This is a genomic window from Paenibacillus sp. 01T424, assembly GCF_056398745.1.
Genome location: NZ_JBFTPZ010000059.1, coordinates 20,773 through 37,500 on the forward strand (window position 1 = coordinate 20,773; position 16,728 = coordinate 37,500).

Below are 16,728 nucleotides of genomic sequence, written 5' to 3' on the forward strand. Positions count from 1 at the left end.
GCTTTTCCTTTAATATTTGCTGTTTACAATCTTCTACTTAATATTTATTTCTAGAGTGTCGCTTTGAAATTGTATTCCATTTCCCCTGCTAGCGCTGCTGGAGTGTCACCAGTTTTTCTGAAATCATGTGTATATATGAATTCAAATGGACCGAAATCTGTTTGTTTATAAAATTCATAGCAAGGGAACCCATCATGGAAACCTTCGATATGTGCATCCCCACTTTTGTTAACGTTTATAGTTAATACATAGTCAGCTGCAGGTGCTGATGTATTCAAAGGATTGCTGGCACTTGCCCTCATTTCAAAAGAAACATCATCAGCGCCCCACATAACATTCGTACATACAATGTTTTGTGTATTTGTTTTTCCTTTTTTATGTTCGATAGAACCGTCTGGATTTGTAATTTTCACAGTCGTAATACAAGCATCTGCAAATGTGAAAATTTCTTTTTTATAAAAATCAATAATCACTTCTTGCTCTAATCTTGATCTCATTGTATTTACAGCGTAAGGTGTAAATTCGCGTGCATCACCCGTATATTCGAAGATCCTTCCAGTTGAAGGATCTTTAATAGGTTCCAACCAAGCATACGGTGCAAATACACTTCCTCTAATTTTAACGATATTAGCCATAAGAACCCTCCATAATTTATTAATTTTGTCTCGGTGAATTCTATTTCTTTCACAATCGTAATATAGTCAACTTGATTGACTATATTACGCATAGTACAATGAACTCTGAACAAAGTCAACCTAGTTGACTTTATGTAAGGAGGTAATATGTATGAATAATCAATTTTTTAGTGAATTAGATCTTACATCCCTTTTGTCATTATCTTTTAGTGTATCGATTAATGAACTACATAACAGATTGAGTGAATTGGGATTTGATGATATTAGACCTGTACATGGTTTTATGTTTAAATGTATCAATCCTAATGGAGCAACAGGTATAGAACTAGCCGAATATTTAGGAGTTACAAAGCAAGCTGTGAGTAAAATGGTGGATTATCTCGAGCAATGTGGTTATGTAATACGCAAAGCTCATCCCACTGATAATAGAGGGAAAATTATTATTTTGACCGAACGAGGTTGGTTAGTAGTGAAAGCAAAAGAGAAGATTCTAACTGAGATTGAGCAACGTTGGATTGAAAACATTGGAGCAGAACGACTGCAAATGCTCAAAGAAGATTTATCAAAATTAATTTATGGAGCAAATGAAGGTAATTTACCAACAAGAGTAAGACCTGTCTGGTAATTATAGAAAATTAAAACCCTTCCTATGATTGAACGGGACTGACCCCCAAAAATAGACATTAGAAAAAAACCTGGGTTAATCTAAACTATTTTAGGGGGTGTTTGGCATTGGCTACAAAAGGACAGAAGTTTAAACGTTACAGTTAGGAGACCAAGCTAAAAGCAATCGAGCTAAAGCTAGGTGGCAAAACAAAAAGGGAGATAATAAAGGTATTGGGGATTGAAGATGAAGGTCAGATTAAGGTATGGATGCGTAAATACAAGCAACTCGGAGAGTACAGGCTTATGGATAATAGAAGGCGCCGTATGCAGGACGTGTAGCGGAGAATAAACTTAATCGTGATTTTACAGCCGACAAACCCAATCAGAAATGGGTCACGGATATTACTCAGTACCGCGTGTTCGATCAGAAGATTTACCTGTCCGTAATTAAGGATTTGTTTAATACTGAAATTATTGCTTATCACATGAGTTTCAACAATGAAAATCCGTTGGTTTTAAAAACGTTTGAAAAGGTATTTAACAAGCTGACTCCGGTTGAGTACCGTCGCCAGCTTGTTTCCTAGGGCTTTTTTCAATTTCTACAAAATCGGGGTTGACCATGCAGCATAGGTTTTTTTATTGTCTACAAAATGGAGTCTTGTTCAGACTGCTGCACTGGTTATTTAACTATCGTTATCCGATTGTACATTTGTTGCCCTAAGGCCTTGCGGTAGCAGTTAATAGCCTCTAGTCGTTCAGCTCATTCACAGAAAAGGGTTAATATTTGTAATATCTCCAGTGGATCGGTCCACTGTTATAAGAAACCGGCCATCGCTAGTAAGATTGCCCTCGTAAGAAGGTCTAATTTCAAATAAAACAAGTGAGTCATTGGCGTAGCTATGTTCTGTTGTTGTAATTTGTACTTCTTGAACACTAACATCCAAGAATTGTTGAGCCAATTGAGTCGCTTTCTCTTTACTTTGGTCTATTGAAATCCATTGTTCTTTTTGTATTTCATTGCTTTTGTTTGATTCTTTAGCTGCCTTCATATCGTTAATACCAATTATTTTATTATTTTGACCAACCCATACACGCATACTGTCGTCTGCGGTTACATAAGTGGCAGTTTCTCTTTCATCTTTTATAAGTGAAAATCCAGTCAGGTTAAAATACTTCTGCAATACGAGAGTAGCTTCTTCTGCAGTATTGACTGTCAGGCTTTGGATTTGGCCGCCTCCAGGCTTCGATAGCTTTGCCACTTCCACTGTTTCATTTGATTGGGTATTCCCTTGAGCATTTACTAATGAGAATGAGCAGACAGTTAATAGCGTTGCTAATCCTAATACAGATAAGCGCATAGAATTTTTCTTGAAATGTTTAATCATGAGTATTCTCCTCTTGAGATGCTTGTAATTACCCGATAATCCGACCAAACTTGGATATCTCCGGGCTCCTGCATAATGCTCCAATAAATTAATGATCGTCTGGCCGTAAGCTGCTTTGTGTTCAGCATGGATGTAGGACAAGGCTAATGCATCACAGGCTACCTCTTGATCTGCTCGCATTCGTGCGTAGACAACCCACATTATCGGATTAAACCAATGTAAAATAACCAGAACATGCATGAGCCAATTCATCGCAACGTCCCTGCGCTTGATATGTGCCAGTTCATGATTGAAAATATAACGGAAATGATCGGCATCCATCGAACGAATCAACGAACTGGATAATAAAATCCTTGGTTTCATAAACCCATAAACCGCAGGACTCGGCACTGCATCTGTTACGGTCAGAAGAATCGGTTGTTTGACCGACATTTGGCGCTTGCATTGCTCGAATACTTGTAATACCGCCGGATGGGTTACATTGGGCTGGTTTTTAATTCGTCTATACACGTTGATATTGGCTATAAGGGTTACAAGGCTCAAGATTATGACCCCTAGCAACCAACCAATGAACAGGATGTCTCGCAGCGTTATTTTGGATAATCGATCCACAAACGATTGCTTTGCAAGGACTTGTTTTTCAGGAACATTCGCAGAGGAATGAACTATGACATCGGATGGATCTTTGAGTGTCCATTCGCTCGGTGAATCCACGTTATTCTTCAACTGATTCTTTCGTTCATAAAGATTGGAAATATCATCGAGCGATCCTAAAAGGGATTCATTAGACAACTGCTGCTTCATTGGCAATAGATTGTATACGCTGTACGAGCTTTCTGGCGCCCAAGGCAATACGAGCCGAATGACAACAGGAAACCATAGGAGATAATGCCACTTCGGCTGCAACTTGTTTCTGAGCATCCATTTGATCATGACAATGAGAGCAACCAGYACACTTGCCATCAACGAAGCGCGAATCACCCAGTCGAAAAAAAACTGCATATACATCTGCACATATGTCATGGCTATTTGCCTGTCTTCGATTTGTTATCATCGAATAATTGTTTCAGCTCATTGATTTCCTGTTCCGTCAGTTTTTTCTCCTGAAGGAAGTTCGCAAGCATCGGTTTAATGGCTCCACCGTACAATTTTTGCAAAAAACTTTTTGTTTCACTTTGCAAATACTCATTTTCTGAAACCAAAGGATAAAACATTTGGGCTCGTCGAGATTCGTCTTTGTTGATTCCAACCGCTTCTTTCTGCACCAGACGGTTAAGCAGCGTACGAATCGTCTTCGGACTCCAGTCCATTGTTTCCGTTAGTTGTTTAACAATTTCGCTGGATGGACATTCCTTCCTCGCCCAGAGGATTTTCATAACTTCCCATTCTGCATCTGTGATTTGTGGTAATTTTGTCATACTCGAAACCTCCCGTTACATGTAAAAGGATCACAATTGTAGGCCTACAAATCATATACTACACGTGTAGTCCTATTGTGTCAACGAACATCTCGTACCATTCACTTCCTATAACGACGAAAATAATAATAATTATGATGTGTAATACCTCTAGGTGGGAGATCCAATGCAGCGAAAAATGCGCTCAGGCCGTCTAATAGGTGGAGGTGATGATTCAGTGATGCCGGCCGGCTCGAATAATAAGGAAAATTTCCCGAAAGATCCCACTCAAGCTCTAGAGCAGCTGATGGAAAGCTTTGGCTCGACGATCATGCGCACCGCTTATTTTTATACCGGGGATCGGCATTTTGCCGAGGATATCAGTCAGGAGGTATTTCTTCGCGCTTATCGCAACTGGAACTCGTTTCGTGGAGATAGCGCGGTTAAAACCTGGTTGACGACGATCGCTATCAACGTTTGCCGGGACAAGATGGGCGTGCGGATGTTTACGGAACAGCCGACCGATCCCAGCCTGATGGAGCGGGGACGGATATTCAACGTAGAAGAAGAAGCGCTTAAAAGATTGCAGAAAAGCGAGATTTTGCGGCATATGCTGCGTCTGCCTCTGCCGTATCAGGAGGCTTTGTATTTATATTATTATCTGGACTTGGACACACGGGAAATTGCGAAAGCGACGTCGTCGCCCGAGGGTACCGTGAGAAACAGACTGCACCGGGCGCGCGAGGCGTTGGCTCGGGAAATGCGCAAGGAGGAGACAACCGATGACGGACATGGAGCGTAATTTACGTCAACATTTGCAAAAGGAGTCGGATGATATGTTGTTTTCTAAAATGGAATTGAGCGATAGCGTTAAACAGAAGATCAGGAAACAAGCCGCCGCGGAAGCGAGAGGCCGCCGCCGATTCGTTCTTCCGAAAGCCTGGCTTGCAGGAGCGGCAGCGCTGGTCGCGGCAGTCGTCATAGTGGCGGGATTGCCGATGCTGCAAGAGCCCGCCGCAGTCCCGACGCCAACGGATAATTCGTCGGAAATCGTGCTGCCCGGAAACGGAGGAGCCACAGGTTCGGAGTTGTCCCAATTGATTACAACTCCGTTAGGAACGGCGGAGGCAGCGAAAGCAGCTTTCGGTTCCGGTGTGCTTGTTCCTCAAGTCGCCCCGGAAGGCTTCAAGCTGGCTGAGATCGTCGGCGTGGGAATGAAGGACCAACCGCTCAGAGATTTAAACTTCACATACGGTTCGGGTGATAAGACGGTGACGTTCAGCGCGAGCCGCATGCCGGCAGCGTTCCCGACAGACCTGTTCACACAGACCAAAGTGGGTGGAGCGGACGGCTTAATTTTCGAGCAAGCCGAGTTCACAGAGCTGTTCTGGGTGGTTGACGGCATTCAGTATGGCGTGTCCGGTCCGATTTCGGGCGACGAGGCTATGAAGGTAGCCGAATCGGTGGAGCCTTARTGAGTTGATGCGTGTATATCGTGAATGAATGGAACGCCCCACCCGTCGAATGCTAGATAAATTGGGGTAGTGTAATAGCCCCACACGAGAGAGCATATCACTGGCAGATATGAGGTCAGGGGTGAGGGTCGCCTTAGGCACCTCCAAACAATTAATTCAAACCACTTCATCTGAAGTGGTTTTTTTGGTGAAGCCTAGTTGCTTCATAAGATTACAGGAGGAAATGAAATTTAGGATTGGAATCAAGATTGAATGCAATCTACGGTAGAGCCAGTTCATTGGAACGAGGGGGCAGGGGTTGACGAACTGGTTGATTCGAAAATTACAAGTTGAATTGTGATTGGGGACGATACCACATGATAGCGAGACGGCGTTCTGTTTTCATTAAATTAATATTGTCCCCATAAAGGATAAGACTACCTCATTGGAACTTTATTGCAACACTCGTATGATAAGATAAGTCCCCAATATACAAATCGTGTTCCGGGAACTTATTACAGGGTTAAAAGAAGTAGTGAGATTACGTTATTTGCACGTACGCTTATCGCTCTTTGAATCTTGTTATTTTTTTGAGCTCGTGAAAACGCTAACATCGGGTCAATTGTGGACGGGATCGCATTTACAAGACTAGACATATGGAATAGTAGAGGTGATGCGGCAGCCAGCATAAAAGCGGGAAAGTGTTGTCAGGCCACACATGAGGGGTTCATATTGGGTGTAAAGGATCACTTTTTTTGTGCACTACATAAAATCATAGAAAGTTTTGAATTTAGTATTTAAGTGAAGAAGTTTGAAAGAGTTATGGGATCTCTTCAAAACCTAAAAATAGGATATATGGAGGAAATTTGAGAATGAAAAAAAGACGATTATTAGCATCTTTACTTGTGACAGCGATGCTATTTACTTTGTTTTCTCCGCTTATGGCAGTCAGCGCGGCATGGGGAGATGATGTATCTCTTTTGACCGTAAATGCAGGCGCAGATGGTAATACGGCGACAAACGCCGATGCGCCAGACGGACAGAAAGCGTGGAGTTTAAACACCGGAACCTCAAAGGGCGGAGGGCCTTGGGATAACCTCTTCACGCCAAGCGTAGCGCCTCTAAAAGATGTATCCGCTTACAAGGACGGATACTTCGTTTTCGAGATGTATATTCCAAATGCGAGCTTTAAAAATATGCTAGGCAATAACTGGCTCGTCATCGTAAGCGACAGTAATCCCGCTGCGGATAAGTTCAACGCCGATTCTCGTCTCCAGCTTGATTTGAGCGGAGTCACAAATGCTGCAGTGGGCACATGGGCGACGGTCTATACGAAGTTATCGACGTCAAGTGCCGTAGCCGGGAGTTTCAATGACGCCTGGTTAGACAAGGTGACCAGACTAGCCATGCATCTGCAATGGGATACTAGTGTCCCTAGCACTGACGTTTTCATAAAAAACCCGCGTTTCCAGAAAAGTACGCTAGGCGTACCGGTTTCACCGTCAACGGCTCCCGCACTTGATGTAGCAACAAAAACAGTAACTGCGAACGCACCGGCTAGCGGGCAAGCTGTGGAATTCGCAATAAGCGAAGATGGGATCGCTCCCGCATCCGGGTGGGTGGATGGAAGTAAAAACGATAATGTTTATTCTCATCAATTTGCCACATTTCCTTCAGCGCAGACTTATTATGTATTCGCGCGGGCGAAAGCAGACAACAGCTACAACTTCATCGGCGCATCTTCAAGAATTACGGTAACGTCTATTGACGAACAAACATTGGTAAATGAGGCGGCGGCGTCTCTGACATGGGATGCGATTAAAGGCAGTAATACTTCGAATAACGATGTGAAATCACAACTTAGCCTTCCGACAGCAATAGGAACGACTAACGTAGCATGGTCTTCGGACAATGCGGCAATAAGCAGCGCCGGAGGCGTAAATCGTTTATTGAATAGAGAAGTAGACAAAACCGTCGTACTCACGGCGACAATAACCAAGGGTAATGCAAGTGCTACAAAAACGTTTACCTTGACGGTGAAAGCCGTGCCGGCGGAGGTCAACGCCCGGGCTGCGACGTATTTTCCTAATATAGAAGAGGGAACAAGCAGCGCTATTGCGCCGGACGGAAATAACGCGGTTAAGTTGGGCGCTGGAAAAATAGGCGCCGGCGTTGAACGGCTTTGGGATGCCCGCTTTGTTAGCAGCAGCGGCAATCAGGATTTATCAGCTTATGCAAATCAATATTTTGTTTTTGATATGTATGTTACACATTCGGACCTTTTAAAGCTCAGTGGCAATAACTGGATCGCCATGGCAAGTGGCGGTAACAATCTTGACACCAATTCGCGTCTTAATCTTAATGTTAACGAAATCAAAAATGGAAAGGTTAATGAATGGATTACGGTTTATGCGCAATTATCAGCAGCCAATTCTCCGAATGGTTTCAATCCCGTTCATTTGGACACGGTACAGGCGGGGAGATTGCAAATGCAATGGTCATCCGTGCCCCAAGGCGACATCTATATCAAGAATCCGCGTTTCCAGAATACCGTGGATTCGCCGAAACCTATTCCCAAGGCTGTTGAGACAACAGGCAACGTTACGTTATCTTCAGCAGCGCCAACAAACGGTCAGGCTGTGCAGTTCGCGATCAACACCACCGGTAACGCTCCTGTGGTCGGCGATTGGACGACGGGTACTCTGGGTACAGGAATTTATACTGCGGCATTTACAAAACCAACAGGCAACATCTATTATACATTCGCACGCACGGCTCAAAATACGCAATATCCTTTCGCAGGAACGCATTCGAGAGTTAAAGTGGAGCATCTTGACGACAATCAAGCAATATCGGACGCAGYAAATAAGCTGACATGGGACACAATCAGGAATTCGAATGTTATTCAATCCGAAGTAAGAACGGGGTTGATTCTTAAAGCAACGGGTGCGAACGATACGGCTATAGTATGGTCGGCTGAACCGGCAGGTATCATAGATACCGCAACTGGCAGTGTAACTCGCGACCCTGCCGTAGGAAAAGCCGTAACCCTTACGGCGAAAATAACCAAAGGTAATGCAGCACCTGTTCATAAAATTTTCAATTTGACAGTAGCCAGTACGACTAACGAACTTGCTGAAGTGTTCATTGACTTCAACGATCCTGAATCATTTGATGCCGTTGATACCATTGGAAGCGGTTTCGGCGACGGTGGAGATCCGGCTGGACCGTACAAAGGACTACAAGGCAACGGCATAGGCGTCAGTCTTATCGGAGACGGCGGTACCGCAGTGGATGTAGTCACTCAAAGCGGCGTAGACGCTGTGAAGATCGGCAACTTTATGTACGTCATTGTAGACGACCTTAAGCTTAAGCAAGCAAACAAGGTTGAATTAGCGGTCACATACTGGAGACCGAGCGCAGCGGGCGGTATTTCGTTACAGTATAACACCATATATCCCGGCAGTTTCTCTGGATTTGAAGCGTATAGATCAGCGAGCCTTCCGGCCACAGGAAGCGGAAACGCTTGGGTGACTTCAAAGGGTGTGCTTAACGGAGTTAATTTTGCGATAGGAGCACAAAATCAAGGCGCGCACTTCCGGATCGGTGCAGCCGGAGCAATCATACAGAGTATACGAATAACCGAAATTCCTCCAACGGATGAAGAAGCGGTAAAACTTGTTTCGGACGCGCTGACTTGGGACGCGATCAAGGGTACGAATACCAGACAGGATCTGGTTGAAAGCAATTTGAATCTAGCTAAGATGGGTTCAGCAAGTACGAACATTGTGTGGGCATCTGCCAATAACACGGTGATCAACAGCAACACCGGCGCAGTAGTTCGTCAAGGAGTGAATACATCCGTAACACTCACGGCGACAGTAAGCAAAGGAACGGCAACACCCGTTGTTAAAACATTTAATATCGTCGTTCGCGGAACAGGGACCGGAACCGACGAGGAAGCGGTAAACGATATGCTGAATAAACTGACATGGGATTTAATCAAAGGCGTGAATGCTTCTGAGACTAATGTGACAACGAACTTAGTTCTTCCGTCCATGGGTGAAAATATGACGGATATTACATGGACGACATCCGCTGCTACCCTAATAACCACTGCAGGAGTGATACCGACAAACCGTCCGGACGGCGGAGGCGAGGTAACGCTCACGGCGACGATAAAAAGAGGTCCGGTAGCCGCTCCTGTAACCCAGACTAAAACCTTTGTGCTCACAGTTCCGGATCGATATGATTACGCAAAACACATGAGAGCGGCAATCGTTCAGGAACACGATGCGAAAGATTTGGCGATATCGGACTTTAACGTACTCGCTTTTGGTGCGAAAACAGCAGAGATGGCAGAAGCGGAAGGCTTAGTTGATTTTGATAACAGAGAGGCTTTCCAGGCGGCGATTGATGCGGCTTATAATGACGGCGGCGGCGTAGTCTATATTCCGGCGGGAACCTTTGCGTTCTACACGGAAACTACCGGCACAATAAGCGTTCAAAGCACGACAGGCAGTACAACCTACGAATATAAACAGGTTTTAAATTTGCGGGCAGGCGTACAGCTCCGTGGCGAATGGGATAATCCGGATGCGGACGATTACGATGGTAAAATCGACGGAACCATTCTCGCGGTCTATGCCGGACATAACTCCGCCAATTATGACACGTATGTTGACTCTGACGAGAGAGAAAATCAGACAGGCGGCAAAAAAGTAGCTAACGTGTCCGATAGATTCATAGACATGGAACAAGGCACAGGTGTAACAAACCTTTCCGTATGGTATCCGAATCAAGATATTAATGCTACAACCACTGTTGAAAAGAGGAACGCAGATGGTCAGAAGACAGGGGAATTTGAGGACATCAAAGGAATTCCGTATCCGTGGACGTTCTATCAGAGAACCGGAAACAGCGTGACGCTTGATAACGTTACTCTTGTAAACGCTTGGGGAGGATTCATTTCCCTGCCGAGCGAAATGCATTATGTTGTGAACAGCAATATGACGGCTCTCTACAAGGGCATCGTGGTTCACACCTGTACAGATATCGGACGTATCGAGAACGTTGACATTGACCCGAAATACTGGGCGAATTCAGGTCTTGACGGCGCACCGTCTCTATCGGACGCGAGAGCGTACACAAGAGCGAATGCTACTGGATTCATGATGCACCGATCAGATTGGGAATATGTCTCGGGATTAAATATTTCCGGGTATAAGACGGGGATGTGGATCGGAAGAGAACCTGGCGGCGACGAAGCACCGAACGCGCAGTTCTACGGATTAAAAATCGAAGACAGTCAAACGGGTATATACATTGACAACGTTAACGGTTTCGGTCTGCTGCTCTCGAACTCGGAATTCGGAGGCGACACAGCAGTATATTTCAACGAACGTTTCGACACTTCTGTTCAATTCAACGGAGTTGCATTTAAAGGTCCGATTGTAAGCAACGCCAGAGGCGGAGTGATATCCTTTGAGGATAGTACGTTTGACGAATATGACAATTATGCGCTGAACTTCCTGGGTCGAGGCAACGCATTAGTCAGTCAGAGCAATTTCAAACAGGCAGACAAACATGCACATTTGGGAGTAAACTTCGGAACATTCAAATCAGTAAATTCAGGTTATAACCTTAACATCGAGAGCGCTAACCTTGCCGCTCACATCGATAACCTTGAACTTGATGTTAAGGCTGACGGTAATAACACCGCTGTACAAATCGTTAATGATGTTGATTATCTGTTTGAACCTATTCCGAAAGACGTAAAAACAGATATTGACGTACACCCGAGACCAACATCAAGCGCAGTGCTTAGACTTGACTTCCCGCGCTCGTTAACAGGCAACGCACCGACCGTGGATATATCTGCAAAGCTGCAGGAAGCTCTTGATTATATTAAAGCTAATCACGGTGGCGGCACGATCTATTTACCTGGTGGAAGATATAGACTGAATAATCCCGTCATCGTTCCCGAGGGTGTTGAACTCAGAGGAACATGGGACGTACAGCATCATACTCAAGGCGGCGGCACGGCGATCTTTACAGCGTACACCGGCGGGAATGAGGGAGAAAATGGAAATTCTCTTATTCAGCTTAAGGCAAACGCAGGGCTCAGAGGACTTAACATTACGCAAACAAATATAACCAGCGTCAATCTCGACAACCCTAACCTAACGCTAAAAACTCCGTTTTTGGTACAGGGACAAGGCGCAGGCGTATATGCAATCAATTTAACGATCCCAATTGGGGATAAAGGGATAGATCTGGCTTCCTATAAAACAGATGGTCACTATGTTGATTATTTAGGAGGCACGCTCCTCAGAGCAGGCATTTGGGTCGGAGGAGGCGCGGAAGGCGGATTTATTAGAAATATGCAATTCAATCCGCATTACGCTTTGAGACTTCCGGGAGGCCAAGGATATTCGGCACCTACCGGCGATTTGTACGGTTTCGTACAAAGATACATGAGTGCGCTCAAATTCGCGGATGTGGAAGACCAGACGATTTTCAACAATTTCGTTTTCGGCTCGGTATACGGCATACACTTCCTGAAAAGAGACCTGGGGAACGGCGAATTCGCATACCCAGGAAAAATGACGATGATTGGCCACGGTTCGGACGGAACCACGTACGCTCTCTATGTGGAAGACGCGGACGAACACACCAAAATAATCGCGATCAACTCGGAATTGGTTAATACGAACATCACGACGGAGCCGAATAGAGCGTATGTCAGAATGGGAGATGCAGCTAATACCGCGAAAATCCACCAAGACGCTGAACTTGTCCTGTACAACAGCGCGTTCTGGGGTAGCCCGACCGTAGCGGGAGCAATCGTAAATAACGGTATCGTTCGCTTACAGCAAGCAAACTTCACTCAGCTGCCCGGCAACAATCCGGGTATTGATGTCCACGGCGGTAAGGCGCATGTATACACTTCTTACTTCCAGCCGTCCAAGAACGGCCAGAATAATAATGTGTATGCCATGCTGCGCGAGAGCGGCACATCGGTAGAACTTAGCAACAATTATTACGCATCCGGTTTGAGAAACAGCACTCCAGCGGACAATCCGTACGGCATTTACGGCTCGGATTTATTGGCGGAACCGTTTGTATTCAACCTAACCAAAAACGGAGATAAACAACAATTCATCGTTAAGTATAATGTCGGAGGAAGAGCCTCTGCACCCGGAACATTAACAATTGTATCCCCGGCTGCTTATGCTAAAGATTTCACTCCCATTACATTTAACGCGCTTGCGGCAGGCGAATCCGTAACCGTAGATTTACCGTATTATGCTGCAGGTCTGATCACATTCAAGCTTCAACTCGATGACGGAAAAGCATACACCTATACGGCAAAATTTGACGCGGCATACGCCGAAAAGGTAAGTTCTGCAGGCGCTGAAAATCCGGCAAAGAGTGCTGCAACGCCGGCATTTGTAATGGACACCAAAGATTATGTCACTTCGGGAACGTGGGATGGTCCGCAAGACCTCAGCGTGGGATCGCATTTTGCATGGGACGACAGCAATTTATACGCATACATTGTCGTTACAGACGACGTGCACTTCAATAGCCAAACTGGAGGAAATATATGGAGAGAGGATAATTTGCAGTTAGGCATTGATTTACGCAATCCCGCAACCAACAGTACTACACGGAATGAATTGGGGTTCGCGCTCACCAATGACAACAAAGATGTAATATGGGCATGGACTCGTCCCACAGGCGCCAATGCACCGACTGCTCCGATTACTGATATCGCAGCAAAGATTACGAGAGATGAAGATACGAAAACGACGATTTACGATTTAAAGATTCCGTTTAATACCGTTCATAATAATCCTGCATCGGAGCTCACGAACGGAAGAATCGGAATATCAATCATGCTCAATGAATCTGACAGCTCGCGTGAATCAGACAGCACCAGATCCACCTTTGAAGTTGAAAGTGGACAATTAAAAAATTCAAGTTCATTTACAGACGTATATCTGTTAGGCGCAGGCAAATATAATGAAATGCTTGAAGCATCGGCAAGGGCTGCCGTTTCAAAGGCTCTCGCGTCTGGATTAGCTGCCGATAACGCTATAGCTCGCAACTTTGTTACGATTATGGCAGACGGCGAAGTGAAGACGGATCTTCTTAACAAAATCAAACCTATCGTTCAGGATAGCGAAATCAGCCCAGCTGCAGCTGAATTTGATCTGAACCCTAACAAGCAGCAAGCAGCAACAATAAAGCTGGAGCTTAAAGGAAATACACTGACAGCCATTAAGAACGGCAGTGTCTTGCTGCAGGCTGGAACTGATTATGTTGTGAAAAGCGATCAGATAACGATTACGACGGCTTACTTGGCGAAATTGCAAAAAGGTACTGCGAAGCTAACGTTTGAGTTTAGCGCAGGACAGCCGCAGGTGTTGACGATTACAGTAGTTGATACAACGCCTGACAACAACAACGGCGGAAATAACGGCGGTAACAACAACGGTGGCAACACCGGCGGAAATCAAGAGAACCAGGTTGAATTGAAGGATATTGCCGGACACTGGGCAGAAGCTGCGATTCGTAAGGCAGTGGCAAAAGGTTTTGTGGTTGGCTACAAGGATCAAACCTTCAAGCCAAATGCTGCGGTAACCCGTGCGGAATTTGCAGTGATGTTATCCCGTGCATTGACTGTACAAAGTGATGGAAAGCAGCATGCCTTTAATGATGAAGCTGACATTGCTCCATGGGCAAAAGAAGCGCTGGAGCAGGCTGTATCAGCGGGGATTTTAAGCGGCTATGCGGATGGAACGCTGCGTCCAAATAGCGGTTTGACGCGCGCTGAACTCGCGGTTATGATTGCTCGTTCGTTGAAGCTGGAAGACCAAAAGGACAAAGCAGCAAACTTTACTGACAATGCTAAACTGCCAGAGTGGGCAAAAGGCGCGATTGGCGCAGTAGCTGCAAAAGGGATTATGCAGGGCAAGGAAGGCGGCAAGTTTGACTTCAATGCAGTGGCAACCAGAGCGGAAGTAATTACAATTCTGCTCCGTATTTTGGAGCTGGAGGAGAATTAAAAAGATCAGTCAGCAGAATTATTGCCAGAGGATCGTAGAGTCTTAATCAGTGAGGATGTCAGCGGCGATTAGCCAAGGCTGACATCCTTTTTATTTGCCTTTGTATGGTTAGGCATTGAAGCGCTATTGTAATGGCTGCGCGTACTTGTCCTGAACACTAATCACCAAGTAACACGGCATCAAAATTTACCGCTCAGCACTCCATCATTGAATGGACTTCTAACAATGTTAAATCAAAAAGAGGGTTTGGTCTGCAGTTGCTGAAGTTATAAATCGGAGATTAGGATGAATGAAGAAACAATTTAAAAATTGTTAAATGGAACAAAAGAAATGAAGTTTAAGCGCAGCGACCAAAATATATGAATGGCGCGTAACCTTGGATTTGTTATACGTCTATAAGAAGAGAAAATTCGACTAACTCCGTATATATTTACATTTACATAGCCAAATTCCTCTTATACGATTAAAGGAATTCGTATAAAGTCAATTCCTCTATTTTAAATTCAATCTACAGCTAAGAGAATACTTCATAGACCACATGTCCTGCTTCAACAATTTCGACCCAAGCATTATGATTGCGCTTTCAAATATTCCTGTTAACATCTTAGATCGTTGTTGTAAACATGCAAAGTACCTTAGATAACAAGGCGGGGATCTTATGTACAAGTTGTTAATTGTCGACGATGAGGCGCTGGTTCGAGAAGCGATAGAAGATCAAATGGATTGGGAAAGGCTAGGTTTTGAATGCATAGGCAGCTGCGAGGACGGCAAGGAAGCGCTTGATTTCATTAACCGTCATACGCCGGATGTCGTGTTGACCGATATTGGAATGCCGTTCATGAACGGCATTGAGCTGACGCGCGAGCTTTCGGCCAGTTTTCCGAAAGTGAAGGTCATTATTTTTACAGGCTACGATGATTTCGATTTTGCCCAGCAGGCTTTGAAATTGCAAGCGGTCGACTATATTTTAAAACCGGTTACGGCAGCGGAACTTGAGCAGGTCATTTGTAAGCTTCGTTCTGAGCTTGACAGCGAAAGAAATCAAATGCAAGATTTCGAGCAGCTGAAGCGTCAATTGAGGGAGAGCCAGCCTTTGTTGAAAGAGCGTTTTTTGGAACGATTTGCTACTTCGCCAATGACAGAAAAACAAAAGAATGAGAACTTCAGTTATTTTGATATTGAGTGGGACGGCTCCTCCGTGATCGAGCTGGCCATAGAAGTAGACGAGTTCGTATGGAGCCAGCCTAAGACGTTGTCCGACGAGGAACTTATTCGTTTTGCTGTTTATAACATTGCCCAGGAAATTATAGCTGACCGTTCCGGGACACTTATTTTTAGAGATCGGGAAAACCGTGTGCATGTCATCATTTCTAGTCATCAGAGGGATGAACTGCATGATCTATCGACGCAGGTGGCTGAAGAAATTCACAGTACGATAACCGATTATTTGCCTGTTAAGCTTTCTATAGGCATCGGACATGTATGCAGCTTAACGGACAAAGTGCAGCGTTTAAACCAATCTGCTTTGTCAGCGCTAGATTATCGTTTTGTCATTGGTACCAATCAAATTATATGCATATGGGATATGGAGCAGCGTAAGCGGCCGGAGTTGTTGTCGCTCATTGATTGGGAAAGTGAACTGGTCACGAAACTGAAAACCGGATCACCGGAAGAGATGGAGGAATGGATTGGGCAAATCTTCATCATGTTCCGCGAACATGCATTTCCATTCGATATTTGCCACATGTATCTGCAACGGATTGTATTGACGATTATGCACACGCTCTATGCCATGGGCATTGACAGTGCACAAGTGTTCGGAGCAAACCAAGCTCCAATGAATGAAATGACGAAGTTTGCGTCGATGGGTGAAGTTGAAGTGTGGCTGAAGGAGCAATGCGCGAAAGTTGTCGGATCAATCAAAAGCATGCGGGAGCATCAATGTGTGTTCCAAGTCGCGAAGGCGATAGAGTACATCAAGCTGCATTATATGGACCCGAAGCTATCATTAAAGTCGGTGTGTTATCACGTATCGATGAGCTCAAGTTACTTCAGCACCATATTCAAGCAAACCAACGGTAAAACGTTCGTGGAATTTGTAACCTATCTGCGTATTGAGAAAGCGAAGGAATTATTAATTGTGTCAGCTTTAAAGAGCTACGAGATCGCATATGCCG

9 protein-coding genes and 1 pseudogene are annotated in these 16,728 nt (G+C 44.8%); 7 read left to right on the top strand and 3 right to left on the bottom strand.

Going from position 1 to position 16,728, the window contains the following annotated elements; genetic code table 11:
* Positions 1–50: 50 nt before the first annotated feature.
* Positions 51–635 carry a DUF3238 domain-containing protein gene (locus tag AC1DPK_RS30400; RefSeq protein ID WP_477512582.1) on the bottom strand — a complete coding sequence of 195 codons (585 nt, stop codon included), beginning with the start codon at positions 633–635 and terminating at the stop codon, positions 51–53.
* Positions 636–786: 151 nt separating this feature from the next.
* Here AC1DPK_RS30400 and AC1DPK_RS30405 point away from each other — a divergent pair, with 151 nt between their 5' ends.
* The 3 genes and pseudogenes from AC1DPK_RS30405 to AC1DPK_RS30415 all read left to right on the top strand — a co-directional run.
* Positions 787–1,260, top strand: a complete 474-nt coding sequence (locus AC1DPK_RS30405; RefSeq protein WP_477512583.1) for a MarR family winged helix-turn-helix transcriptional regulator — start codon at positions 787–789, stop codon at positions 1,258–1,260.
* A gap of 164 nt (positions 1,261–1,424) precedes the next feature.
* Positions 1,425–1,580, top strand: a complete 156-nt coding sequence (locus tag AC1DPK_RS30410) for a helix-turn-helix domain-containing protein (RefSeq protein WP_477512587.1) — start codon at positions 1,425–1,427, stop codon at positions 1,578–1,580.
* Positions 1,571–1,786, top strand: a pseudogene (locus AC1DPK_RS30415) (DDE-type integrase/transposase/recombinase); the annotation flags it as partial. The gene AC1DPK_RS30410 and the pseudogene AC1DPK_RS30415, both read left to right, overlap by 10 nt.
* Before the next feature lie 219 nt (positions 1,787–2,005).
* On the opposite strand, the gene AC1DPK_RS30420 reads toward AC1DPK_RS30415, so the two are convergent.
* Positions 2,006–3,649: a M56 family metallopeptidase gene (locus AC1DPK_RS30420; protein ID WP_477512584.1), complete on the bottom strand. Its 1,644-nt coding sequence runs from the start codon at positions 3,647–3,649 to the stop codon at positions 2,006–2,008.
* Between the two features lie 2 nt (positions 3,650–3,651).
* Positions 3,652–4,044 carry a BlaI/MecI/CopY family transcriptional regulator gene (locus AC1DPK_RS30425; protein WP_441880830.1) on the bottom strand — a complete coding sequence of 131 codons (393 nt, stop codon included), beginning with the start codon at positions 4,042–4,044 and terminating at the stop codon, positions 3,652–3,654.
* Positions 4,045–4,210: 166 nt separating this feature from the next.
* Between AC1DPK_RS30425 and AC1DPK_RS30430 the strand changes: the two genes are divergently transcribed.
* The 4 genes from AC1DPK_RS30430 to AC1DPK_RS30445 form a co-directional block, all read left to right on the top strand.
* Entirely contained in the window at positions 4,211–4,825 is a 615-nt protein-coding gene (locus AC1DPK_RS30430) for a sigma-70 family RNA polymerase sigma factor (protein ID WP_441880831.1), read from the top strand.
* A gap of 490 nt (positions 4,826–5,315) precedes the next feature.
* Positions 5,316–5,498, top strand: a complete 183-nt coding sequence (locus AC1DPK_RS30435; RefSeq protein ID WP_477512588.1) for a DUF4367 domain-containing protein — start codon at positions 5,316–5,318, stop codon at positions 5,496–5,498.
* Positions 5,499–6,349: 851 nt separating this feature from the next.
* Positions 6,350–14,551 (top strand): immunoglobulin-like domain-containing protein, encoded by an 8,202-nt coding sequence (locus tag AC1DPK_RS30440; RefSeq protein WP_477512585.1) that lies wholly within the window; start codon positions 6,350–6,352, stop codon positions 14,549–14,551.
* Between the two features lie 658 nt (positions 14,552–15,209).
* The coding region (locus AC1DPK_RS30445) for a response regulator transcription factor (RefSeq protein ID WP_477512586.1) at positions 15,210–16,728 on the top strand (1,519 nt) is incomplete at its 3' end.